This window comes from Blautia sp. JLR.GB0024 (assembly GCF_037000545.1).
GTDB classification, from domain to species: domain Bacteria; phylum Bacillota; class Clostridia; order Lachnospirales; family Lachnospiraceae; genus Blautia; species Blautia celeris.
The window spans coordinates 270447-296808 of sequence record NZ_JBANBF010000005.1 but is presented as its reverse complement, the minus strand read 5'-3'; the positions used below and the strand labels follow the sequence as shown (position 1 = coordinate 296808).

The following is a 26362-nucleotide window of genomic DNA, read 5'->3' as shown; positions in this document are numbered from 1 at the left end:
AATGCGGTACCCCTATTTTTAGGAGCATACTATGAAAAAAACTAACGTGTATAGTAAATTAGACAGACGAGCATGGCTTTTCATTATACCGAGTTTAGTCTTAATTTGCACATTTGTATTTTACCCAATGGTACAGGCTTTTCTTACTTCCTTCCAGACAGGGGTTGCCAATAATCTGGAGTTTGGGGGAATTGCCAACTATAAACGTCTGCTGACGGATTCTACATTTAAGAAAGCATTATTTAACACCGTTTTATTTCTGATCGTACAGGTTCCGTTGATGATTCTCATGGCTCTTGGTATATCCTCCATGCTAAATAACAAAAAGCTGAAATGCAGAGGATTTTTCAGAACAGCTATTTTCCTGCCGTGTGTGACATCACTGGTTGCTTATTCTATTATTTTTAAGAGTCTTTTTGCAAATGACGGATTTATCAATGGTCTGCTTATGAATCTGCATCTGATAGCAGAGCCGATCAACTGGCTGACCAATAATATTTTTGCGAGAGTTTTGATCATCTTTGCCATTACCTGGAGGTGGACAGGATACAATATGATTTTTTACCTCTCAGGTCTTCAGAGTATTGATGATTCTGTGTATGAGGCAGCTTCTATTGACGGAGCCAATGGTTTCCAGAAATTCCGTTACATGACACTTCCTCTGCTGAAACCGATCATCTTATTTACTACAATCAATTCAACGATCGGAACACTTCAGTTGTTTGATGAACCTATGAACATAACGCAGGGAGGTCCGGCGAATGCCACCATTACGATTTCACAGTATATATACAACCTGCTTTTCAAATATCAGCCTAATTTTGGATATGCTGCGGCAGTTTCCTATGTAATAGTAGTATTAATTGTATTATTATCATTTATTCAGATGAAAGTGGGTGACAAGGATGAGTAAGAAAACAAAAGCCATGAATGTGGTTCAGTACATAATATTGATAATCCTTACCGTAGTATCCATATTTCCATTTTTCTGGATGGTAATTGCGGCAACCAACAAATCAGTAGATGTTACGAAGGGAACACTGCTTCCGGGAACCTATCTCATGGAGAATCTGAAACATCTCATGGAGTCAGATCTGCAGTATATGACTGCATTTAAGAATTCACTGATCATAGCTGTGGTTACCACCACATTGGCCATGGTCATATCATCTGCTGCTGGTTATGCATTTGAAGTTTATAAGTCAAAAGTAAGAGACAGGGTATTCAGCATTGTGCTTCTGTCTATGATGGTGCCTTTCGCGGCATTGATGGTCCCCTTGTTTCGCCTGTTCAGTAAATTCAACAAGATTCCGGTTCTTAGCTGGATTGGGTTAAATTCTTCCGGAGCTGTTATTATTGTGGCTGTTGCAACCGCTTTCTTGATCTTTTTCTTTCGGCAGAATACCAAGACATTTCCGAAAGAGCTGATTGAAGCATCCAGAATTGATGGATTGGGAGAGTTCGGTATTTTTACAAGGATATATATGCCGACCATGAAATCTACTTATGCAGCAGCAGTTGTAGTTACTTTTATGACAAGCTGGAATAATTATTTGTGGCCGTTGATCGCACTGCAGTCAGAGCAGAAGAGAACCCTGCCGCTGATCATATCAGCTATGGGATCTTCTTATACACCGGACTACGGCATGATGATGACTGCCGTTGTTCTTGCTACTTTGCCTACCGCACTGATATTCTTCTTAATGCAGAAGCAGTTTGTGGCAGGTATGACAGGTTCTGTAAAAGGATAATCATATCCCGGTAAAGGAAGGAGAAGGAAGATGAAAAAAGGGATGATAGCAGCAGTGGGACTTCTTTCGTTAATGCTGATACCACGTCCGGTATCCATTCATGCAGCGGAAAATCCAAAGGTTTTTATGGAAATTCAGGATTACAAGAAAGAAGATAAATCCCTTCAGGTAAGCTGTATGATGGAAAATGGGGATGATGTGACAAACGGAAAACTTCGGGTGTTTTACGAGGCTGAAAAAATAACACTTGTATCAAGCGAATCCGGAGAAGCACTCTCGGGTGGCATGGTGGAGGTAAACGACTGCCTCACTGGCAACAAAGAGGAGGGGGAGATGGTCCTGGCATTTGCCTCGGCCCAGGCAGTTGCCGCAGATGGAAGCCTTCTGGACATTGCGTTTGAACTGAAAGATGATGTAAAGGAAGGCGATAAGATCACCTTTCAGATAGAGGCCGAGAAACTGGCAGGTGACCGGGGTAATCATGAGGCATCCACTCCTAAAATCATTTATACGGTAGGGGGAGAACAGGAAGAAGAAGGTCAGAACAAGGACGACAATAAAGACAACAACAAGGATAACAAAGATGATGGCAAAAGCACACCTTCCGGCAATGACAAAAAGGGAGGCAGCAGCAAAAAAGGTGGTGGCGTCAAAACAGGTGACGAATCACCGGTAGGTTTTTACCTGGCGCTGGGTGCAGGAGCCATAGCGGTTATTCTGGGAAGTAAAGTTGTGCTGAATAAGAAAAGGAAAGATAAAGAATCCAAATAATCAGAAGATGGAGGTTTCTATGAAAAGCAAAAGATGTTTTAAGAAGACAGTCACTGGAATGTCAGTGCTTGCCATGAGTGCATCCGTGATAGCTCCGGCTGCGCCTGTTATGGCGGCGGAACAGCAGGAGATGCCCATGCAGCAGGAGAGCAGCGTTGAATTGACTTATGATGAAATCAAAGCAAATGATAATGTGCTCTATACTGTAAACTGCGGTACCCCGGACCCTTCTGTCGTACCTAATCAGGAGTCAGAGCGTATGGGGCTTATGCAGTCCTCTGTTGACCAGGAGTATGGGACAGATCCCGGTACCAGCACTATATGGGGGCGTGATGCTGAAAATGAATATTCCCAGGCAGTCAACAGCGGCGATGATGCAACAGATATTGGAAACAGCTTTATTTATATGTCAGATACAGTTCAGTTTGATAAGTATAAAAGTGCTCTGGGGTATTCTTTTGAGGTCCCCACGAGTCCCATTGAAGGACTGGAGGAGGACACCTATGAGGTAACGGTTGCCTTCAAACATTACTGGGATAACCGTATGGTCAATGTCATGATGGAAGATCAGACCGTGGCTACAGATGTAGAATTAAAATACGGTGAATGGGTAAGCAGAACTTTTAAAGTAAAAGTCACAGATGGGGAATTGAACTTACAGGTAAAATCACCCAGAAGGACGGGCACCAATCAGGACCCTATTCTGAATTATGTGAAGGTAAGGGCAGTGGATGAGGAGAACAAAGAGGCTCCAAATTACACTTCTTTTACAGGTGTGGCAGGTGAGCCTATGTATGACACCAACGGAAACCAGATTCAGGCACATGGCGGACAGATACAGCAGCTCACTATAGATGGGGTTACAAAATGGTACTGGATCGGTGAAGACAAAACCAATGATTACCGGCCTGTAGGCGGTATTCATATGTACAGCTCTGAGGATCTGTATAACTGGACCGATGAGGGCGTGGTTCTGCGTACCATGGAAAATCCGGAGCAGTTTGAGACAGACGAATATTTCAGCAGCCTGTATGGTGACTGTACGGAAGAAGAAAAAGAACAGATTTTTATTGATCTGGATAAAAACAGCGGAGTAATGGAACGCCCTAAAATGCTTTATAACGAAAAGACAGGAAAATATGTCATCTGGTTCCATGCAGATGGGCGTTATCCGGGAAGTGATGCAGACTATGGAAAGGCAAAAGCAGGCGTAGCCATCAGCGACAGTCCTACAGGTCCGTTCAAACTTCTGGGAAGCTATAAATTGAATTACCACAATGATCCGAATGCAGATCACGGTTATGACGGATGGGAAGGCCGCGGCTCTGTCCGTGATATGAACCTGTTCAAAGACGATGACGGAACTGCATACGTGATTTATTCTTCTGAGGGAAACAAAACTACATTTATCTCTAAGTTAAGCGAAGATTATACACAGCTGGCAGTTGACCGTGATGAGGCGGAAGAAGGCGTTGATTTTACCCGTAACTTTATAGGCTGGTCCAGAGAAGCTCCGGCTATGTTCAAATACCGTGATAAATACTATATGGTAAATTCAGGATGTACCGGATGGAGTCCGAACCCTGCAAAATATGCGGTCGCAGATCATCCAATGGGCCCCTGGACAGATATGGGAGACCCATGTACAGATTGGGAAAGTGATACCACATATCATACACAGAGTACCTGCGTATTCCCTGTTGATGCAGAAAACGGAAAATATATCTACATGGGTGACAGATGGAATGCAGGAGATTTAAGTGAATCCAGATATGTATGGCTCCCGGTAGAGTTCCAGCCGGATAACAGAATTGCTCTTAGGAGATATGAAAACTGGGACTTAAGCGCTTTGGACGGCAAAGGAAACTTTGAGATAAAGACTGAGCTTCCGGCTGCAGTTTCTTCCTCTGCATCTATTATGGAGCAGCTTCCGGCGGAAATCACCATTACCTACGGAACAGAGGAAGAGACCACACCGGTAACATGGGAAGTACCGGAATATGATGAAAACAAAATGGGGACTGTCACTGTAACAGGAACCATGACAGAAAAAGGAAGAACCTTTACACATGATATTCATGTGATCAACCAGAACACGCTGTATTTCTTCGACAGCGGTGCAGAGACATCAGAATATTTTGACGCAGTGAAGAAAGAACTGGGGAGCAAGGTAAAGAACGAAACTGCAGACCCCAAATACACAGAAGAAAATAAAGCCGGATTTGCAGGTACAACAGATGCAGAATCCCCTGACAGCTATGATGTGGGATACCACGACGGAAACAATTGTCTTGAAAACGGCTGGTGGGCAGAGAGCGGCAGAAATATTGAATACGCATTTGAACTTCAGCCCGGAACCTATACACTTTCAGCCGGCTTCCAGGAATGGTGGAATACCAACAGAGATATGAAACTGACGATCAGCATGGGAGAAAAGGTGCTGGCAGAACAGGACTTTTCACTGGCATCCAGTGACAAGGATCTGCAGATCGATCAGGCATTTGAGGTAACTGAAGCAGGTAAGGTTATGGCAAGTATCAGTAAAAGAGGCGGCGGAGATCCGGTACTTAGCTGGATGGGAATTGCAGGCACTGAGAAGGAAGAACCTTCTGATGAAGTGAATCGCAAAAGCCTGGAACTGGCAGTAGCCATGGCAGAAAAACTGGAGCAGGAACAGAAGGAAAACCAGTGTTATACTGCAGCAAGCTGGGAGAATGTACAGAAAGCCCTGGACAGCGCAAGAACACTGATGGAAAATACGGAAGCTACACAGGAACAGGTTGACAGCGCATTCATTGAATTGATGACAGCATGTAATCTTCTGGAAAACGGTGTGCAGAAGGTAGGTCTGAAGGCTGCCATTGAAGGAACAAAAGCCGTTCTGGCGGATGAGGCTTCTTTAGAGCAGTATACACCAGAAAGTGTACAGGCAGTAAGAGATGCACTTGCGGAGGCAGAGCGTGTATTTGCAGAAGACAGCGCAGACCAGGAAACAGTGAACCGGGCATCCAGGAGCCTAATGGATGCAGTCACCGGAATGCTTGTAGATGAAGAAAGCTCAAGACTGGATATTTTGATCCAGAAAGCAGAAAGCCTTCTTAAAGACAAGGATAAATATACAGCATCCAGTATTCAGATATTAGAGGACGCTTTGAACGCAGCAAAGACAATAAATGATAATCCACAGGCAACAGAAGCAGAGATCAATGAAGCTTACAACAAACTGGCAGAGGCTATGACCACACTTGTAAGAAAAGGTAATAAAGAAGAATTGAAAAATGCACTGGATAAAGCCAATGAGATTCTGAATGAGTCTGAAAAATATCTGGAGGAAAGCATTGCCGGACTGAAAACCGTGACAACAGAAGCTCAGGCTGTATATGACAGTGAGGATGCAGATGGGGAAGCTGTTGGTGAGGTCCTGAAAAAACTGATTGACGAGATCCTGAAAGCACGTCTCATGGGTGATGTGAATATGGATGGAGCTGTTGATACGGAAGATTCAGCAGAAGTGCTGAAAGCCGTTGCAGAACTGGGAGAGCTTACAGATGAGCAGAATCAGGTAGCTGATGTAAATCAAGACGGAATGGCAGACAGCAATGATGCAGCATCCATTCTTCAATACGCGGCAGAAAAAATAACTGTATTTTAATGTATGATAAAGGGCAGAAATTATAAGGCGGAAAGCTTAATGGTTTCTGCCCCTTTTCAGGAAAAAGGAGACATAAAATGAAACCAATGTTAGAGTGGCTGGAGAATCCGGAAGTGTTTCAGGTAAATCGATGTGAGGCCCATTCAGATCACACATTTTATCTGAACCGGGAAGAGATGGAACAGGGAGAGTCAGCTCTTATCCAGAGCCTGAACGGCAGATGGAAGTTTTCTTATGCAGAGAATCCGTCAAAGAGGGCCGTGGATTTTTATAAAATGGAAAATTCCTGCCGGGAGTTTTCGGATATTGAGGTACCCGGACACATACAGCTTCAGGGGTATGACAGATGCCAGTACATTAACACCATGTATCCATGGGATGGCCAGGAAGAATTAAGGCCTCCATACATATCAAAAGTATATAACCCCACGGCATCTTATGTGAAATATTTCCGTCTGGAAGAGGCACTGAAGGGAAAACGTATATTTTTGAACTTCCAGGGGGTCGAGACTGCATTCTATGTATGGCTGAATGGTGAATTTGTGGGATATGGTGAGGATTCCTTTACTCCTTCGGAATTTGAAGTGACGGATTTTGTGCATGAGGGTGACAATAAGCTGGCTGTGGAAGTGTATAAAAGAAGCAGTGCCAGCTGGCTGGAAGACCAGGATTTCTGGCGTTTTTCGGGGATTTTCAGGGATGTGTTCCTGTATGCAGTACCCTCTGTGCATGTAAGAGATATATTCATTCATGGAGGCCTTGAAAACGATTACACAGATGGAATCCTGGATGCAGAACTTCAGATCATGGGAGAGTCCCGGGGAGTGGTACGGGCAGTGTTATGGGACAGGGACCACTGTTGTATGGGAGAGTCTGTACTGCCGGTAAAGGAAAATATGCGGATCACCATGAAACCGGGAAAGGTCCATGCATGGTCTGCAGAGGACCCTTATCTGTATACACTTGAAATTACCATCAGTGATATAGAGGAAAAGACTGTGGAGATAGTCTGCCAGAACGTGGGATTCCGGAATTTTGAGATGATAGACAACGTTATGTGTATAAATGGAAAGCGCATTGTATTCCATGGGGTCAACCGGCATGAATTCAATGCCCACAGAGGCCGTTCCATTACTGAGGAGGACATGATGTGGGATATTCGTTTTCTGAAAGAAAACAATATCAATGCAGTGAGAACCTCACATTATCCAAACCAAAGCCTGTGGTATGAACTCTGCGACAGATACGGGATCTATCTTATTGACGAAGCGAATCTTGAGAGCCACGGTTCCTGGCAGAAATTAAGTGTATGTGAACCATCCTGGAATGTACCTGGTTCTCTTCCGGAGTGGAAAGAAGCTGTTCTTGACAGGGCAAAATCCATGCTGGAGAGGGATAAGAACCACCCTTCCATAGTAATATGGTCCTGCGGAAATGAATCCTATGCAGGGGAAGATATTCTTGCCATGAGCCGTTATTTTCATGAGAGGGACAATTCCCGGCTGGTCCATTATGAGGGGGTATTCTGGAGAAGAGAATATGAACATATCAGCGATATGGAGAGCAGAATGTATGCGAAGCCGCAGGAAATCGCGGAATATCTCAGAACTCCGGGAGCAAAGCCCTATATAAGCTGCGAATATATGCACGCTATGGGCAACTCACTGGGAGGGATGGAGTTATATACAGAATTGGAAGATATGTTCCCGGGATATCAGGGTGGTTTTATTTGGGATTATATTGACCAGGCTGTCTTTAAAAAAGAAGAGAATGGGGAAGAGAGACTTGTGTACGGCGGAGACTTTGATGAGCGTGCCACAGATTACTGCTTCTGCACCAATGGCATCGTATATGCTGACAGAACTGTTTCCCCTAAAGTCCAGGAGGTAAAACAGCTTTTTTCCAATATTCGTATTACAGTGAGCCGGAAAGAGGTGACAGTGGAGAACAGGAATTTGTTCACGGATCTGAGCAGGTATGGATTCCTTTTAAAAGCCGAAAAGGAAGGGGTATGCCTGACTAAGAAAGTTCTTGAGATCCAGGCAGCACCGGGTGAAATGGTTTCTGTACCGATTGCAGAATATCTTCCCTCTATACAGGATGAATATGTGGTCACGGTCACTGCGGTGTTAAAGAAAGGGGAGACTCTGCTTTTGGCCGGACATGAGGTGGCATTTGGACAGACAGTTATAGGAAAATGGAAACCTGAGGAGAGAAAAATCGCAGAAGAGGAAACACAGCAGTTCAAAGTGGTATATGGAGATGTGAATATAGGGGTAAAAGGAAAGGGATTTTCCTGTATGTTCTCCAAAGGAGAAGGTGGGATCATTTCCCTTGTATATAATGAGGAAGAGTATATTACCAGAACTCCCCGACCCTCTTTTTACAGGGCTTCTACAGACAATGACAAAGGCATGCAGTCTCTTTACAGGGACAGCGGATGGATTGCCGCTTCTATGGGGATTCAGTATATATCTGATAGTTTTCGTGTAAAAGAGAGCAAAAATACAGTTAAGATATCTACAGAGTATAAAGCCAGATTTCCCGAGGAATTCCGGTGCAGGGTGGAATATACTATAACTGCCGGAGGGGAACTGGAAGTGTCCCTTTATTATCCGGGGATTCATGCTGAAGAGTATATTCCTGTATTCGGAATAGATTTTAAACTAAAAAAAGAAAAGAACTGCTTCTCCTATTATGGATATGGACCCGAGGAAAATTATCCGGACAGAAGGTGCGGAGCAAAACTGGGCATTCACCGGAGTACAGCAGAACAGAATATGGCAAAATACCTGATTCCCCAGGAGTGCGGCAGCAGAGAAGGAGTACGGTATATAGACATTACGGACAGAAATGGGAAAGGTATCCGCGTACAGGCAGCGGAGGAACCATTTACGGCAAGTGTGCTTCCCTACAGCTGCTGGGAACTGGAGAATGCCATGCACAGGGAAGAACTTCCGCAGGTACATTATACCTGGCTGCGGCTGCTGGCAGTCCAGACTGGCGTAGGCGGCGATGACAGTTGGGGAGCCCCGGTGCATGAGCCCTTCAAGGTAAAGGCAGACCAGCCCATATCCCTGCACTTCTGTATCCGTCCTGTTTGATACATGAAAAAATAATGCCGGAAAATAAAGGAGAGACATATGAGGAAAAAGCAAAGACTCAGAAGAACTACAGCCGGGATATCGGCACTTGTTATGGGAACGTCCATGATTCTTTCAGGTACATCGCCTGTGCTGGCAGGTATAGATGAGACAAAAGCGGGCAGCATCACCGCAGACCCGGATATTCACCACCAGACTTTAGAAGGCTGGGGGACCTCACTTTGCTGGTGGGGCAACGTGATTGGCTCATGGGGAGATGCGGACTGGAATGGCGACGGCAGACCGGACCGGGAAGAAATTGCAGAACTGGCATTTTCACCGGAATATTTAAATCTTAACATTGTCCGTTACAACGTGGGCGGCGGTGACCGGGAAAATTCCAGTATGAAAAGGTGTGAAGGTCTGGTACCCGGGTGGACAGAAGATATGACAGGAACGGCGGACGGTACGGCGGCTTTTGACCCGGAGCTCTTTTACGGTAAGACCACAGAGGAGATGAGCGATGCGGGGCAGCTTTGGATGCTGGAGCAGGCGAACCAATATCGAAAGGCCTATGCAGAAGAACTCGGCAGGGAGAATGATGTTATCAATAAAGTATTTTCTAACTCTCCGCCTTATTATATGACAAAGTCAGGGACATCCACCGGAGGAAGCTGGGGGAATCCCAACAACCTGAAAGACGACTGCTATGACGATTTTGCCATGTATATGGCAAGAGCCACAAAATGGGTGGATGAGAACCTGGAGAGTAAATTTGGTGTGGGGGTGTCTTATGTGGAACCATTGAACGAACCCGACACCAGTTACTGGTATGAAGGCAGTACAAAGCAGGAGGGATGTATTTTCAACAACGGTGAAGTACAGTCAAAGGCCTATAGAGAGATGCAGAATGCAATGGATGCAGATGAGTTCCAGGGCACTCTTGATGATGTGATGATCACGGGTACAGACGAAACCAGTCTGTGGAGTGCAATCAACTCCTTCAACCGGCTGGATGATGATGTGAAGGCCAATATGGAGACCATAAGTGCCCATACCTACAGCGGCAATGACAGTGAAAGAAAAGAACTGCACAGAATAGCAAAGTCAAATGATAAAGGCTTGTGGATGTCAGAAGTGACAAAGGGCGGCGGAAGCCATTATGAGGGGTGCCATGAATCCATGGACGCGGTTAATACCCGCTCCCAGAGCGAGGGTATCATGGCAGACCTTAAGTATATGCAGCCCTCCGCATGGATCGCATGGCTTGTGGCAGACAGCGAATATGAATATCTCCAGACAAATTCCAACTGGGGTCTGCTCCATGCGGTGTTTGAAAAAGACGGACAGCCTGTGCCTGACTATCATACCAATTTGGTAGATGCAGACGGAAACAGGAAAGAAGGGGTTCCCGGTGAGGGATACTGGGCTGTGACAAAACAGTTCTACACCATGATGCAGTACAGTAAGTATCTGAAGGCGGGATATATTATGATTGATATAGATGATGCTGATATGTGTGCAGCCATTTCTCCGGAAGGAGATGAACTGGTGGTTGTTGCCCAGAACTTCGGCGGTGACCGGCAGGAGACTTTGGATCTGGGGGCTTTTCATGGAGCTGATACAGCAGAATTATACAGAACATCGGATACAGAAAGCTGTGAGCTGGCAGAAACCCAGGATGTGACAGACGGTATGCTTGATATAATGCTTCCCGCAAACTCTGTCTCTACTTATGTGGTAAGGAACTCTGACGGTGCAGCTATCTGCGATCCGGGTAATTATGGTGAGATAATAGAAGCAGATATTGAAAACCCTGAAAAACCATGGGCTTCAGAGAGCAATAAGTTCTCATACGAGGGCAGCTGGGGAGAATCATCAGAGGAGTATGGCGGAGGTAAATACAGCAATGAAGAGAATGCCTCTGTTACATTTACCTTCGATGGAACGCAGGCTATGATCTATGGAAGTAAAGCGCCGGAAGGGGCATCGGTCCTTATATCTGTCGACGGTAAAGAACCGGTGGAAGTCTCTCTGGAGGCAGAGGATAAGGACGGGGAGGCACTGCTTTACTATACAGGACAGCTCGATCAGGGAACCCACACAGTTGCCATCACAAAAAAAGAAGGACAGGAAGGCAGACTGCTGGAGATTAATTATGCCAAGATCATCCATGGAACCCTGGAAGAAAAGATTGAAAAAATTCAGGAGTTAGGGCCGGTATATACGGTGAACGGTGTGATTCCTGTGCTTCCTGATACTGTATTTGCACAGACTAATATGGGAAATATCGTGGAAAAGGCAGTGACCTGGGAACTGGAAGGCACGGATTTCACAGAGGATGTGGTACTGAATGGATATGTGGAGGGGACTTCTGTAGCAGCATCCGCAGAAGTACAGGTAGTTCCGGAAAATATCAGGTATTTTATTGACTGTAATAATCCGGAATCTCCGGTATACAGTGAAACAGACAGCTATGCAGGACTCATAAATGAAACCCCTGATCAGAAATATACAGAGGGAACCTGGGGCTATCTGGACGACTATGGCGCATATAACGGAAATAAAGAAGACAGCTACGATATGGGATGGTATGCAGAAGCAGGACAGGAAATCAGATATACAGTTCCTCTTGATGCAGGTACCTATAGAATGAATCTGGGATTCAAGGAATGGTGGAACCAGGACCGGCCTATGAAAGTATCACTTATGACGGAGGAAGGGACCACAGAGCTTGGAAAGGCAAATACATGGAATAACGGCAATCCGTGGAATGAGGAGTCTTATGAATTTACAATAAGTAAAGAAGAAAATGTGACGGTAACAGTGGCTTCCGACGGAGGTCCCGATCCGGTATTGTCTTATATCAGAATTCAGGGGATTTTGGAAACACAGCCCTTAAAAGATGCCATTTTACAGGCAGAGGCACTCGACAGAAGTCAGTATGGGGAAGACGTGCTGGCTGCTCTGGATGAACTTGTACTGAATGCAAAACCTCTTTTCTATCAGGCAACTACTGTTCAGGAGGATTTTGATTGTGCGGCAGAAGATATTACAGCCAAACTGGAAGAGATGAATGGGGAAGTACAGACAGAAGCCGATATGACCAGCCTGAACCTGGCAATTCTAATGGCTGAAAAGATGGAAGCACAACAGGCGGAGAACCAGTGTTATACAGAGGAAAGCTGGGCAGCAGCAGCAGAGGCTCTTGAGGAAGCCAGAACTGTCAGAGAGAATCCACAGGCCCTGCAGGAAGAGGTGGATACTGCTTTTCTGAATCTGGTCACTGTCTGCAATATGGTGGAAACCGGAGTGCAGAAGGTGGGATTAAAGGCAGTGATCCAGGGAACAGAATCGATTCTCAGGGATGAAGAGGCGCTGAAGGAATATACAGAAGAAAGCGTTCAGGCCGTTAGAGAGGCACTTTCTCATGCACAGTCTGTGTTTGAAAAGGATGTGGACCAGGAAACCGTAAACCAGGCGGCCAGAACACTTATGGATGCGGTAACGGGTATGCTGGTAAAAGAGGAGGCTGACAGATTGGATATTCTCATCCAAAAGGCAGAAGAACTGCTGGCCGGAGGAGATCAGTATACACCATCCAGTGTGGAACGTCTCAAGAACGCCATTGAGTATGCAAAAACTGCTCAAAATGCAGATGAGGCATATGCTCAGCTTGCAGAAGCTATGACATCACTTGTGAGAAAGGCGAATAAAGATGAGCTTATAAATGCCATCCATATGGCAGAAGAAATACTGGCACAGCCGGAGAAATATGTTCCTTCCAGTATTGCGGGACTTCAGATATTGACAGATGAAGCACAATTAGTTTATGATGATAGCGAAGCAGATAAAGAGCGTGTGGGAGAGACACTGAAAAAGCTCATAGACGAGATTTTGAAGGCTCGTTTGATGGGAGACGTGAATCTTAACGGTACAGTAGATACTGAAGATACTGCTGTCCTGCTGCAATATAATGCGGAACTTACAGAGTTGTCAGATGAACAGTTAAAAGCAGCAGATACAGACAGGAACGGAGCGGCGGACTCCGGTGATGCAGCTATTATACTGCAGTATGCTGCTGAGAAGATCGTATCTTTCTAAAAATGAAGGATACAGAATCCGGGTGTGTCTAAAATCAGATATGCCCGGATTTTTAAATGTAATGAAACTTGGGGGCTTTTATTTTTAAGGAACGAGGATGGGAAAAAGACTATGGAAAATACATGCAGGATAATGGTGATAGATGATGAATTCATTATGCGCCAGGGAATACGTTTTATGATGAGATGGGAAGAAGAGGGATACGAGATCGCAGGGGAAGCGTCCAATGGGAAAGAGGCCCTTGCTTTGATCCCTCAGATAAATCCTCATATTATTCTATGTGATATCGCAATGCCTGTCATGAACGGTCTTGATTTCATTAAGATAGTCAACAGGGAATACCCGGATATAAAAATAGTTGTTCTCAGCAGCTATGATAATTTTGAGTATGTCAGGGAGGCATTGGTAAACGGCGCAGTAGACTATGTGCTGAAACCTACACTCAATCCGGAAGAACTGCTGAAGATACTGAGCCGGACAGCTGAGAAGATTCCGGGACTCCAGCTTGGGAGAAAAAAGTCTTCCAGTATTGAGAAAAAGATGGAAGATTTTTTCACGGAAGGAAAGGGCAGCGGAAAGGATTTCAGGGATACCTTCCCTTACAGCTGTTTCAGACTTTTTGTTTTGCCGCTGAGTTACAGGAACCAGAGCGGAGTAGTTGTTTCACCGGTTCTGTATGAGAAAACAGAAGCATTTTTAAAAAAACTGGGCTGCTGCAGATATCTGAAGTTCTTGTATCGTCAGGAAACCATGTGTGTGGTACTCAATTATGGAAGAAAAGATGAGGATGAAATTACAGAGGCTCTGGAAAACTTTCTGGAGGAGGCATCCCTTTTGTCTGACCGTGTGCTGGGAATTCTGGGGGAGCGCCACATACACCTGGAGGAATTGAGGCAGGAATTCCGAAGGCCGGGATTTCTTGAGCATGATGCATTTTATAATAAAGGAATTCATCTGTACAAAGAGCTGAATTTATATTCTGAAAAACAGCCTATGGGAAAGTTTGATTTCAGGAAGTTCACCTCAGCCATAGCCGTTAGGAAATATTCTGAGGCTATGGCTTTATTCAGTGAATACATTTATAAAGCTGTCAAAAACCAGATGCAGGAATTCAAACTTAAGAATCAGACTAAGAATCTTTTATATAATATTGTCGGAAGTTCTGAGGAACATGTGGAAGAGCTTGAAGACTTAAGAAGAGAATACTTCCGAAAGATGGAGGAGGCTTCATATTGTGATGATTTCCTGAAAGTATATGAAGAAATGCTGGGAAAATTGGGGAGGATTTTGGATAATACAGGCGAAAACCTTTACCTGGGAAAAATGCTGGATTATATTCAGCAGCATTCAGCAGAGGATCTGAATCTGCAGGAACTTGCGGAAGAGTTTAATTTTAGCTATTCTTATCTGTCAGCGTATTTTAACCAGCATGTAAGTGAAGGATTCAGTGAATATCTGAATAATATCCGTATCCAGAAAGCATGTGAGTTACTTGTGAAATCCAGAATGTCTATTTCCCAGATCAGTTCCGCTGTGGGATATGCGGATCAAAGTTATTTCTGCAGAGTGTTTAAAAGAATTACAGGGAAAACCCCCAGTACATACAGAAGGGAAAACTGGTGACAGAGATGAAAGGCAAAATATATGCGAACAGTATGGTTATTAAGATTCTTACAGTGGTGAGCCTGGGGATTCTGGGAGCTGTATTGATGGTGACATCGGTGATCGTAAGCCTTTCCAAAAATACATTTGTGAAAACATACGGGCTTTCTCAGGAGCAGGTATTTTTACGTATTGAGGATGAACTGAACTCCTACCATGAAGATCTGATGAAGCTGTACAGTGAAATGAATAGCAGCTGGAATCTGAAACTTTATCTTCAGCAGGAGGCCCCTAATCCTCAGATCGCTTTTAAAAATGCTTACAACGCGGACTATGATATGAAAAAAGCCATACCATCCAGTATGGACGATATTAATGTGCTGGCTGTAAGCAAAAATGGGGGAAGTTATCTGGATCGTGAGGAGACGATAACCACGCCGGTGGAGGAAATCATAGAATCAGAGGAAGCTAAATACGCTATGGAGAACCCTGAGTCTGTGCAGTATGTATTTAAAGAGAACGGCTATACTGCTACCACCAGAAATACGTCGGTTGTCATGGCGGTAAAAGCTTTGAAGTCCCCGGGAAGTGAGGTACCTTACGGGGTGGCTTATGTAACCATGAAAGAGAAAGATTTCATGGGATTCTATGATTATTTTGCCTCAGAGTACGCAAATTTTTATCTGGTAGATGAACATGGGATTGTTGTCTCTTCCTCCGATAAAGAGTCTGTAAGAACGCAGATGGTAACTGAGTTTTCCAGTACTAATACGCTTCTTAACATAAATCTGCCCTACTATAAGTGTACGGCATTCGGAATTATTAATAACGAAAAAGCCCTGGAACAAATATATGATACCCCAACTATTCTCATAATTTGCGTAATTATTATGATGATATCCTGTGTGGTTGTCTTCTATTTTGTACATCAGACAGCAAGTCCGCTTTCCAATCTGGTGGAAAAGATGTCCAATGCCAGAAAGATGAAATACAATGAACACATTAACCTTACAGGATCCAGGGAAATAGAAGAATTATCTTCTACATATAACGCCATGCTGGATGAGATGAACGGGTATATTGAAGAGGTGATGCAGATACAGAAGGAGAAGAGAAAAGCGGAAATTTCAGCTCTTCAGATGCAGATTAATCCGCATTACATTTACAACACTCTTGCCAGCATTAAATGGCTGATATTCCAGGGAGATGTGGAAAAGTCTACAAAAACATTGGATGCTTTCATAGCCCTTTTAAGGAACACTATCAGCAATATGGATGAATACATAACTATAGATAAAGAGATTCAGAACCTGAAAAATTATGTATTCATTAACAATACCAGGTATGGTGATAAAGTGCAGGTGGAATATTTTGTTACATATGGGTGTGAGGATTACACGCTGCCTAAAATGATACTGCAGCCTTTTTTGGAAAATGCCTTTTTCCATGCGTTTCCAGGGGAAACAAAGGGGAATATTAAGGTTATGGTCCGTACGCTGGGGGGAAAACTACAGATTCAGATTGCAGATGACGGGGTGGGTATGACAGGAGAGCGTCTGCAGGAGCTGACTTCCAGAACGGCGAAGACAGAACACTACAGCGGAATCGGAATCAATAATGTGGATGACAGGCTGAAGCTGATGTATGGTAATGCTTACGGGATTCAGATCGACAGTCGGGAAAATGAAGGGACTACAGTAACCGTATCCCTGCCGGCTATAAAAAATACAAAAAACAGAAAATAATTCTAATGCAAATAAAACAAAGTAATAATTTAAAAAATGTCATATAGAAAATCTTTTGGAAGTTGATAAGTATCAGGGAATTAAAAACAGAATGTTGATTAAGAAGAGTATGGAGATTTGGCCATACTCTTTTTTTATAATAAATTTCATAACTGTTTAGTACCATCGCAGACCTGCTGAATAGTTACTAAAGTTCCAAATAAATTACCAAATTCTTAAAAATTTTAAAAAGTGGAAAATGACATATTAAAATAGTAAAAAATAGAAGGAAATAAATACTAAAAGGTTTGAATCTTGCCATGATATAATAATTTAAACACTATTTCTGATCAAAGATAATAGGGACTCCAGGAGTGAGCCAGGCAAAAATTCCATCGCCAAAGGTGATTCTGCACGGGTTTTGCTCGTAACTGTGAGGGTACTGAATAGGAGGGAATTATGGCAAAAAAGAAGAGAGGAAAAAAAATGTGTGCTTTGGCGTTGACCGCAGCAGTGGCAGGCAGTGTTTTGCCGGCAGGTCAGACTACGGAGGCACGGGCAGAAGGATTGGAAGTAAATTCATATGAACCAAGCTGGGATTCCGTGGAGCAGGTTACTGCGGCACCGGAATGGTTTCAGGATGCAAAATTCGGAATCTATTTTCATTGGGGAGCATTTACAACTCCGGAACATGTGGATGAATGGTACGGACAGCATATGTATAACGGATCCGGAGCGGGCTATGATTATCATGTAAACACTTATGGGTGGCCGACAGAATGGCCATACCATAACTTTATCGTGGGAGCAGAGGACAAGGCCGGAAACTGGGTGCAGTTTGCGCCAAAATTGACAGCAGATTATGCCCAGGGAAGTGAGGACGGTAAGTTTGATCCCAATGCATGGGCAAAATTATTTAAGGAAGCAGGAGCTAAGTTCGCAGGACCGGTTATGGAGCATCATGACGGATACTCTATGTGGGACAGTGATGTAAATCCCTGGAATTCTGTAGATCTTGGTCCAAAGCTGGATTTGGCGGAGCTTTTTGTTGAGGCGATCCGTGGTGAGGATATGAAGGTCTTATCTGCTATGCATCATGCCTATAATGTTACCGGAGGATTTTACAGTTCTGCCTGGGATGAAAAACCATGGGAAACCCCTGTGGAGGGAATGACTGTGGATGATATGAAAAAATTATATGGTCAGTTCTCAACCGAGGAAGAGAGAGATGAATACTGGCTGGCAAAATTGAAGGAGGTAATTGATAAATATGATCCTGATATTATCTGGCAGGATTTTCAGGTTGGATTGCTGAGTGAAGAAGCCAGGCTCGAATTTCTTTCATACTTTTACAATAAGGATGTGGAAGAGAATGGGGATGGTGTTGTAGCTACATACAAATATAATCACGAAATAAATGATGGATTTACAGAGCAAAGTGCAGTGCCGGATTATGAACGAGGCGGCCCGGGTGGAATGAGAGATTTTTATTGGCTGACAGACGATTCCGTAAGTCAGGGCACCTGGAGTTATACAGACGGAATGCAATATTACAGTGCAAAAACACTGATCAATGCTCTGGCAGACAAGATCAGTAAGAACGGAAATTTACTGCTTAATATTTCGCCCAGAGCGGATGGTTCTATTCCGCAGGGACAGCAGGATATTCTGCTGGAAATTGGTGATTGGCTGGAAAGATATGGGGAGGCTGTATACAGTACACGGGCATGGTCCGTTTATGGTGAAGGCCCAACCGTGATGGGCGGAGGTGTTTGGCAGACTCCTATGTCAGGAACCAGTGATGATATCCGGTTTACGCGGAGCAAGGATAATACCACCCTGTATGCGATCGCCCTTGGAAATCCGGAAAATGGGATCATGGATATAAAAACTTTAAAAAGTGATGTGTTAGATGGTTCGACTGTTGCAGGTGTATATATGGCGGATGGAACAGAAATGCCTCTTACGTATACTCAGGATGAAGAGGGACTTCATATCACATTACCGGAAGCACTGGATGCTGTTGATGAAAATGGAAGAGCTGTAAAAATTGTTTTTAATGAAATGATACCGGATATTCAGGGAGTTACCTTTTGGTCAGACAATGATTTTAAAGGAACAGCAGCAACACTTATGCCGGGAGTATACAGTGCTGCTGATTTACAGGCAGCAGGTATCACCGCTGACGCGACGTCTTCCATTCAGGTTCCGGAAGGCTATACAGTCTATGTTTATGATGAAGGAGAGACAACAGGCGCGTATGGCGTTTTTGACGGGGATGCCGCTTCTATGGGGGCGTGGAACGATAAAGTTGCTGCGGTGAAAATCATAAAAAATACAGAGATTCCGGAAGCAATTGAACCAGAGGAAGGAAAGACCTATCAAATACAGTTGAGAAACAATCCGGACTATGTATTAGCATATGCCCAGGGGGCAGAAAATAATGCGAATGTACAGATTGCGTCCAAAGATGATACAGCAGAAAATCAGCAGTGGATCTTCACACCTGTAGGAGATAGTTATAAGATCAGTCCCGCAGCCAATCCGGACGTTTGTATTGATATTGACGGCGGGAGATATGAGAATGGTACGAATCTTTTGCTGTGGGAATATGGAAACGGGGCAGATAACCGCCACTGGATACTGGAACCTACAGGGGGAGGATATTATTCTATTCATTCCAAAGGAAACAGCAGTTTCTGTATGGATGAAGCAGCAGCCTCTCCGGCAGATGATGCAAATGTACAGTTATGGAATTATGAATATGGAGACAGACAGCAGTGGATATTAAAGGAAATTACACAGGAAACAGAAGGCGTTGATACTGCAAGCCTGGAACTCGCAGTTGCCATGGCGGAAAAGATGGCAGAGGAGCAGGCAGGTAAGGGAAGCTATACTCAGGAGAGCTGGGCAGTCGTGCAGGAAGCTTTAGATGCTGCAAAAGCATTGCTGTCATCAGATTTGACACAGGAACAGGCAGACGAAGCTTTTATTTCCCTGATCACCGCGTGCAGCATGCTGGAGAACAGTACACAGAAAGTAGGGCTGGAGGCTGCAATAAAGGGAACGGAAGCAATTTTGGCTGATACGGAGAACCTGGAAAAATATACGGCTGAGAGCGCAGAAGCAGTGAGAGCAGCTCTTGCAGAGGCCAGACTGGTGTATGAAAACAGTGCCGCAGACCAGGGAACAGTTAATGCAGCCACAACAAATCTTCTGACCGCCGTAACATGTCTTCTGGCAGAACAGGACAGCACAAGACTGGATATTCTGATTCAGACAGCCGAAAAGCTGCTGGAAAACGAAGATCAATATACGTCATCCAGTGTACAGATCTTAAAAGAAGCATTAGAAAGTGCAAAAGCAGTTCGTGATAACGCACAGGCAGGTGAACAGGAAATCAGTGATGCTTATAACCGCCTTGCAGAGTCTATGACCGGACTTGTGAGAAAGGCAAATAAAGAAGAGCTGAAGAATGCACTGGATAAGGCAGAAGAAATCCTTGCGGAGTCCGCAAAATATGTGGAAAGCACCATAAGCGGACTGGAAGGTGTAAAAACAGATGCGCAGGCTGTATATGAAGACGAGGAAGCAGATGCCGATACTACAGGAGAAGCGCTGAAGAAGCTGATCGCAGAGATATTAAAAGCACGTCTTCTTGGTGATGTGGACCTGAATGGAAGCGTTGATACTCAGGATGCAGCAGAGCTGCTGGAATACAATGCGGAGTTAAAGGAATTAACTCAGGAACAGGCAGAAGCAGGAGATGTGAACCGGGATAGTGTATCTGACACTGGTGATGCATCGATGATCCTTGAATTTTCAGCAGAAAAAATAAGCGGGTTTTAAGTGCACAATATAGAAAGCTATATCTGGAGTGGATTCTGAAATGCACTCCAGATATGCTTCAGTGAAAGAGGAAGACAAAATGAAAAAGAAGGCAAAAAAACCGGTAGGGAAAATGGTACATAGTCCGGCATTTTCCGGCCTGTGTATGGGATTGGTGGGAATCCTGCTCTGTACAACGCCGCTCTCCGTGGCGGCAGATACCCGTCTTTCGTCAAAAACAAAGGAAGATGCAGTAAGCAGTGCAAAAAAAGTAGTGTCTGATACTTATAAAGACCCTCAGAAAGGCACTCTTAACTGGCGGGAGGCAATGGTAAGCGGCAATGGGGAAAACGGGGTCATGGTATCCTGTCATCCGGTAAACGATACTTTTATATTTCAGAATACAAAGTTCAATATGCCCACCAATGACTACCGTGATACAAGAGATATGTCAGGGGAACTTGAGGATGCCCGGCAGGCAGTAATGAACAACTGGCAGTGGCAGAGCAGTGCCCAGCCATGGCTGGAATATGACTACACCCTGCATCCGGGGCATCAGCTCAGAGTAAAAATGGACGATTTGGATGAAGGGGCCGTAGAGGATTATCAGAGGTGGACAGATTATGAAACCGCTGAGGTGGGAGTACAGTTTACTGCAAAGGGTGAGATGTGGACCAGGTCCACCTTCACTTCCAGAGAAGACAACGTGACAGTTACATGTCTGAACAGTTCCGATGGCGGGAGCAGAATCAATACCACCATATCTATAGATGATTTGTCGGATATGGCCATTGACCAGAACAGGGAAATTGATTCCGGGCTTCAATATAAGAAACTGGCGGACGAAAAGGGTGAGTACCTGGGATTGGCGGCACATTACCCGGTTTATGAAAACAGCGAACTGAAAAACGGCGGATTTGCCGGGATCACAAGAGTCATTGCCATAGGAGGAAGCCAGGAAAGAGTAAATTTGGGTACCATTGATGATTATCTCAATGCAGGCGAAAATGAGAATTACGGTATCCGGGTTAAGGATGCCAAGACACTGATTCTCATTACAAAGTCTGACCGGGATATAGAAATGGGGACAAAAGAAGCCTTTGCACAACAGACAGAATATGCTCTGGTGGATACCTTAGTGGAAGATACACGCAAAGTGGCGGAAAAAAAGGCATATCAGACAGAGGGTGCCTTTGACTATGAGAAGGCTCTGGAACCGCATAAGGAACTGCACAGCAGGGAATTTAATAAAGTTACCTTTGACCTGGCAGGGAATGAGGAAGACAATGGGCTGACAAACGAAGCGCTGATCAGTAAACAGCGAAGTTCCGGCACATTAAACCATGCTATGCTGGAGCGGGCTTTTTATGCGGGAAGATATGCCCAGATATGCGCTTCTGGTTATAGTACATCCAGATTAAGCGGAATGTGGATGGGCGCCTGGAATGGATACTGGCAGGCTGATTATACTACAGATGCCAATGTGAATCTGCAGATCTCAGGCGTTAATATCGGAAATCTGCAGAATGCTTCAGAGGGTTATATGAATTTCCTTCTGCGGATTCTGCCTGATTTTGAGGATAATGCGGCAAAGGTATATGGGATGAGCGATGCCATTATGGCACCTCCCAGGACTGACGGAGACAGGGGAAATCTGGTGCATTTTGACAAGAATTACCCCTTTAATTACTGGAACGCAGGGGCAAGCTGGCTGCTGCTGCCCATTTATGAATACTGGCAGTGTTATGGAAATCAGCAGATACCTTTGGGAGAAGATATCGATCTGGACGCACTCCGCTCTGTACTGAGTGTGACAGACGAAGATCTGAGCGACGCAGAGATTCAGGAAATAAAGGACAGAGGGTATTTTGACCTGGAGCAGGACTTGCTTCTGCCATTGCTCACCAAACAGGCCAATTTCTGGGAACAGATAGTAGACCCCAGATATTATGTGGGATCAGATGGATATAAACATTTCGATGCGGGAAAAACGGCTTTGGAAGAAGGAGAGAGATATCTGATCCTGCCCGGGTATTCACCGGAGAACACCCCGGGCAATACCTGGATCGCCACATCAGCCAACTCCACTATGGATATTGCGGCAGCCAGAAGCGGTCTGGAGATGACCATTGCCCTGGAAGAAAAGGTAAAGAGACCGGGGTACGAGGAGGCAGTCCTGAAATGGGAAATGCTGAAGGAGCAGCTTCCGGAATATATGTATGACTCAGACGGCGCACTGAAAGAGTGGGCGTTGAGAGATTACTGGGAGCAGAATAACCACAGGCATGTAAGCCATATGTACGGTGTATGGCCTGCCCATGATACAGAAGATGAAAAGTTGGTGAAAGGGGCAGAAAAAGCTCTGGAAAACCGTAAAAACGGCAATACAGGAGATGACAATGCCAGCCACGGATGGCTTCATCAGGGACTGACAGAAGCCAGGCTGAAAAATGGTGAGGGCGTTGAGGTATGCCTGAACAAGCTGCTCACAGGAAGTCATTTGTACTATTCTTCTATGATGACCAACCATGACAGAAATCGTGACAGTGCTTATTGTACAGATGCATTGATCACCATACCTGCTATGATTCTGGAATCTCTGGCTTACTCCGATACAGGAGAGATTGAGCTTCTTCCCGCACTTCCAAAGGAGTGGAACAGCGGAAGTATCCAGGGTATGTTATCCAGAAGCCTGGCAGAGATCAACAGCCTTGAGTGGAACCTGGAAGCGGGAACCGTAAAGGCAGTCATTACATCCGATGCAGATCAGACTCTGGATGTAAGCTGCGGAATTCATGTATCCGATGTTGAAATTCTATCAGGAAACGGAGAGATACGCAGGGAGGAGTCTGTGGTCAGTCTGGAACTGAAGGAAAATGAAAGTGCGGAAATTGTATTTTACACAGAGGACTTCAGGGATGGTACATACGAGATCAAAAATGGAGCAGACAGTTTGGATATTGTATCCATGCAGGAAAATACGGAGGTTGTAATAAGTACATCATCCGATAAGAGAGTTTCACAGAAATGGAATGTTGAAAATGCAGGAATGGGACTTTTCAGGCTCACAAATGTAAAGAGCGGTAAAGAACTGGCCTGTGTGGACAATAAACTGGTTCATGCTATGGAGGGGAACCAGTGGCAGATCCGGTCTGTGGAGGAAGGATGTAATATTCTGACAAAGGACGGCACTTTGGGTGTGGGAATCCAGGATGCAAAGCTTTGCCTTACCAATGCAGAGACCGCAGCAGTGTTCCTTTTTGACAAGAAAGATGACACAGAGGCTCAGACTGCAGTAGGAACGATTCAGATTACCGGCGGAGAATCTGTGCGCAGCGGTGAAACTCTTCAGTTAAACGCTTCCGTGGAAACAGAATTCGGCGTGCGCGACGATATGGAAATGTCATGGAGCGTTAAGAACAAAGACGGTGAAGCCGTGATCACAGAAGACGGCAGACTGACCGGAGAGAAAGCAGGCAGTGTCGTTGTACAGGTATTCCCAAAAGAACTGCCCGATAATGTACAGGAACAGGAAATTGTCGTCGAGGAAGGCATGATGGAGCAGGACCTTCTGACAGGTGAAGTCATCGGACGCACACAGGGCCAGTGGGAAACACAGAATCCTCCGTCCAATGCATTTGACCAGAATACAGACACCATATATGATGGAGAAGGCGGCGGCTATACAGGAATACAGCTTTCCGGGCCTTTTATCCTGGAAGGTTTCCGTTTTGTGACCAGAGCCGGCTATGATGACCGAATCATCGGCACCGAAATACAGGGTTCCAATGACCAGGAAAACTGGGAAACGATTTATAAAATTGAGGAGATGTACACCAATCCAATCTACAATGGTGTTTATTTAGGCAATTCAGATCAGGCTTATACTTTCTATAGACTCAGCAGCGGTTCGTCAGATTACTGTAACGTGGCTGAAGTTGAGTTTTACGGACAGGCAGTTAATCCTGCAGATGGTTTGGACAATATTCTGCGGGCAGCAGAGAAGGTAGATAAAAAAGCATACGAAGAGGCAGGTGTAAAACGCCTGGAGGCGGCTGTGGAAGCAGCGGAGGAGATAACAGAAGCTTCATCGGAAACAGAAATCCAGAAAGCAAAAGACGCAGTATCTGATGCTTTGAAAAGCCTGAGAAAGCCATACCTTATCTATAATTACGACACTTCTGTACAGACAGAAGGAGGATGGGAAAAATGGGAGGATGACAGGCAGTATTCTAAAGTGGAGATGTATTCAGAGGAGGCAGGCGCAGCCTTTTCCTTTGGGTTTGAAGGAACAGGATTTGAGATGTTCAGCAACAAGAATCCGGGACTGGGGTATATTCAGATTGCGGTGGACGGTGAAGTTGTCGCCGATGGAGAAGAGGTAAGCCTCTATGACTCTTACGGGGACGGAAGACAGCAGCAGAGTATTATCAAATGCACGGATCTGGAGTATGGCGGACATACAGTGGAAATCACACTTTTGGACAAAAAGAATCCGGAAGGAAACGGACCAAAGGTATCTCTGGATGCATTCCGCATATTCCGTGATTATGACCGCGGTGAAGAGCCGGGGCCAGAACCAGAACCTGAACCGGAACCTTCAGATATTGATTTATCTGCTTTGAAACTGGCGGTATCCATGGCTGAAAAGATGGAAAAAGAGCAGTCAGAAAAAGGAAGCTACACAGAGGAAAGCTGGCAGCCAGTACAGGAATCCCTGGATACGGCAAGGTCAGTCCTTGAGAATCCCGATGCTGTACAGGAAGATGCAGACAATGCTTTTCTTGACCTTATCACCGCATGTAACCGGGTGGAAAACTGCAGTCAGAAAGTGGGATTAAAGGCAGCTATTGATGGGGCTCAGGCAGTTCTGTCAGATACGGACAGCCTGTCCGGATATACGCCGGAAAGTGTGGATGCTGTAAGGACAGCTCTTCTGGAAGCCCAGGCAGTCTATAACAATACTGCAGCAGACCAGGGAACTATCAACAATGCTACCACAAAACTGCTGACAGCTGTTACCAGTCTTCTTACGGCGGACAGCAATACCAGACTGGATATTCTCATTCAGACAGCAGAAGCCATGCTTACCAGGGAGGAGGAGTATACGCCGTCCAGTGTGGAAAAATTAAGAATTGCTCTGACGGCAGCCCAGGCCGTTGCCGATGACAGTAATGCTTCAGAAACAGAACAGAATGAAGCCTATAACAGCCTGGCAGAGGCCATGACCTCCCTTGTAAGAAAGGCGGACAAAGAGGAGCTGAAGAATGCATTAGAAAAGGCAGAGGAAATCCTGACGGAATCTATGAAGTATGTGGAAAGCAGCATTGCAGGTCTGGAAGCTGTAGTGATAGAGGCCAGAGCTGTGTATGAGAATCAGGAAGCAAACCGGGATAATATAGGAGAAGCCCTGAAGAACCTGGTGGCAGAAGTTCTGAAAGCGCGGCTTCTTGGGGATGTAAACCATGATGGAACAGTGGATACCCAGGATGCGTCTGAAGTTCTTGCCTACAGCGCGGAGATTTATGAGCTGACAGAAGAGCAGCTGCAGGCAGGGGATGTGAACCGGGATGCGGTTTCAGACAGTAGTGATGCAGTAGTGATTCTTCAATTTGCCGCAGAAATGGTTAATGAATTTTAGAAAATAATAGATTGATTCTATTTGGGCGGTACATAGCGCCCAAGTATAAGATGCCCCGGAACCGTTTGGTTTCCGGGGTTTTTCTGTTGCGTAAAAATTTCCTTCCCCCTGTTCCGTACCTATTCAGAGTGCAGTGCATAAACATGAGCCGGGTAAAGTGGTCAAATAAAAACAGAACCTCAAAATAAATTATATATAATAAATAT

10 protein-coding genes are annotated in these 26362 nt (G+C 44.9%); all 10 read left to right on the top strand.

What is annotated here, in order from left to right:
- Window positions 1–31 precede the first annotated feature (31 nt).
- The 10 genes from V8Q34_RS14410 (at window position 32) to V8Q34_RS14365 (ending at window position 26156) form a co-directional block, all read left to right on the top strand.
- Window positions 32–913, top strand: a complete 882-nt coding sequence (locus V8Q34_RS14410) for a carbohydrate ABC transporter permease (RefSeq protein WP_335835751.1) — start codon at window positions 32–34, stop codon at window positions 911–913.
- Entirely contained in the window at window positions 906–1751 is an 846-nt protein-coding gene (locus tag V8Q34_RS14405; RefSeq protein WP_335835750.1) for a carbohydrate ABC transporter permease, read from the top strand. Before V8Q34_RS14410 ends, V8Q34_RS14405 begins: the two co-directional genes overlap by 8 nt.
- 30 nt (window positions 1752–1781) lie before the next feature.
- On the top strand, window positions 1782–2522 hold the full coding sequence (locus tag V8Q34_RS14400) for a hypothetical protein (protein WP_335835749.1): 741 nt from the start codon (window positions 1782–1784) through the stop codon (window positions 2520–2522).
- A 19-nt stretch (window positions 2523–2541) separates the two neighbouring features.
- Window positions 2542–6174 carry a family 43 glycosylhydrolase gene (locus V8Q34_RS14395; protein ID WP_335835748.1) on the top strand — a complete coding sequence of 1211 codons (3633 nt, stop codon included), beginning with the start codon at window positions 2542–2544 and terminating at the stop codon, window positions 6172–6174.
- A gap of 77 nt (window positions 6175–6251) precedes the next feature.
- Window positions 6252–9278, top strand: coding sequence for a glycoside hydrolase family 2 TIM barrel-domain containing protein (locus V8Q34_RS14390; RefSeq protein ID WP_335835747.1), 3027 nt, complete (start codon window positions 6252–6254; stop codon window positions 9276–9278).
- Between the two features lie 39 nt (window positions 9279–9317).
- On the top strand, window positions 9318–13361 hold the full coding sequence (locus V8Q34_RS14385; protein WP_335835746.1) for a glycoside hydrolase: 4044 nt from the start codon (window positions 9318–9320) through the stop codon (window positions 13359–13361).
- Between the two features lie 111 nt (window positions 13362–13472).
- Complete coding sequence (locus tag V8Q34_RS14380) at window positions 13473–14984, top strand: response regulator transcription factor (RefSeq protein WP_335835745.1); 1512 nt, start codon at window positions 13473–13475, stop codon at window positions 14982–14984.
- 5 nt (window positions 14985–14989) lie between these two features.
- A complete protein-coding gene (locus tag V8Q34_RS14375; protein WP_335835766.1) occupies window positions 14990–16708 on the top strand; it encodes a cache domain-containing sensor histidine kinase in 1719 nt (572 codons plus the stop codon).
- A 438-nt stretch (window positions 16709–17146) separates the two neighbouring features.
- Window positions 17147–20536, top strand: a complete 3390-nt coding sequence (locus V8Q34_RS14370) for an alpha-L-fucosidase (RefSeq protein WP_335835744.1) — start codon at window positions 17147–17149, stop codon at window positions 20534–20536.
- Between the two features lie 79 nt (window positions 20537–20615).
- Entirely contained in the window at window positions 20616–26156 is a 5541-nt protein-coding gene (locus tag V8Q34_RS14365; protein WP_335835743.1) for a glycosyl hydrolase family 95 catalytic domain-containing protein, read from the top strand.
- Window positions 26157–26362: the final 206 nt, after the last annotated feature.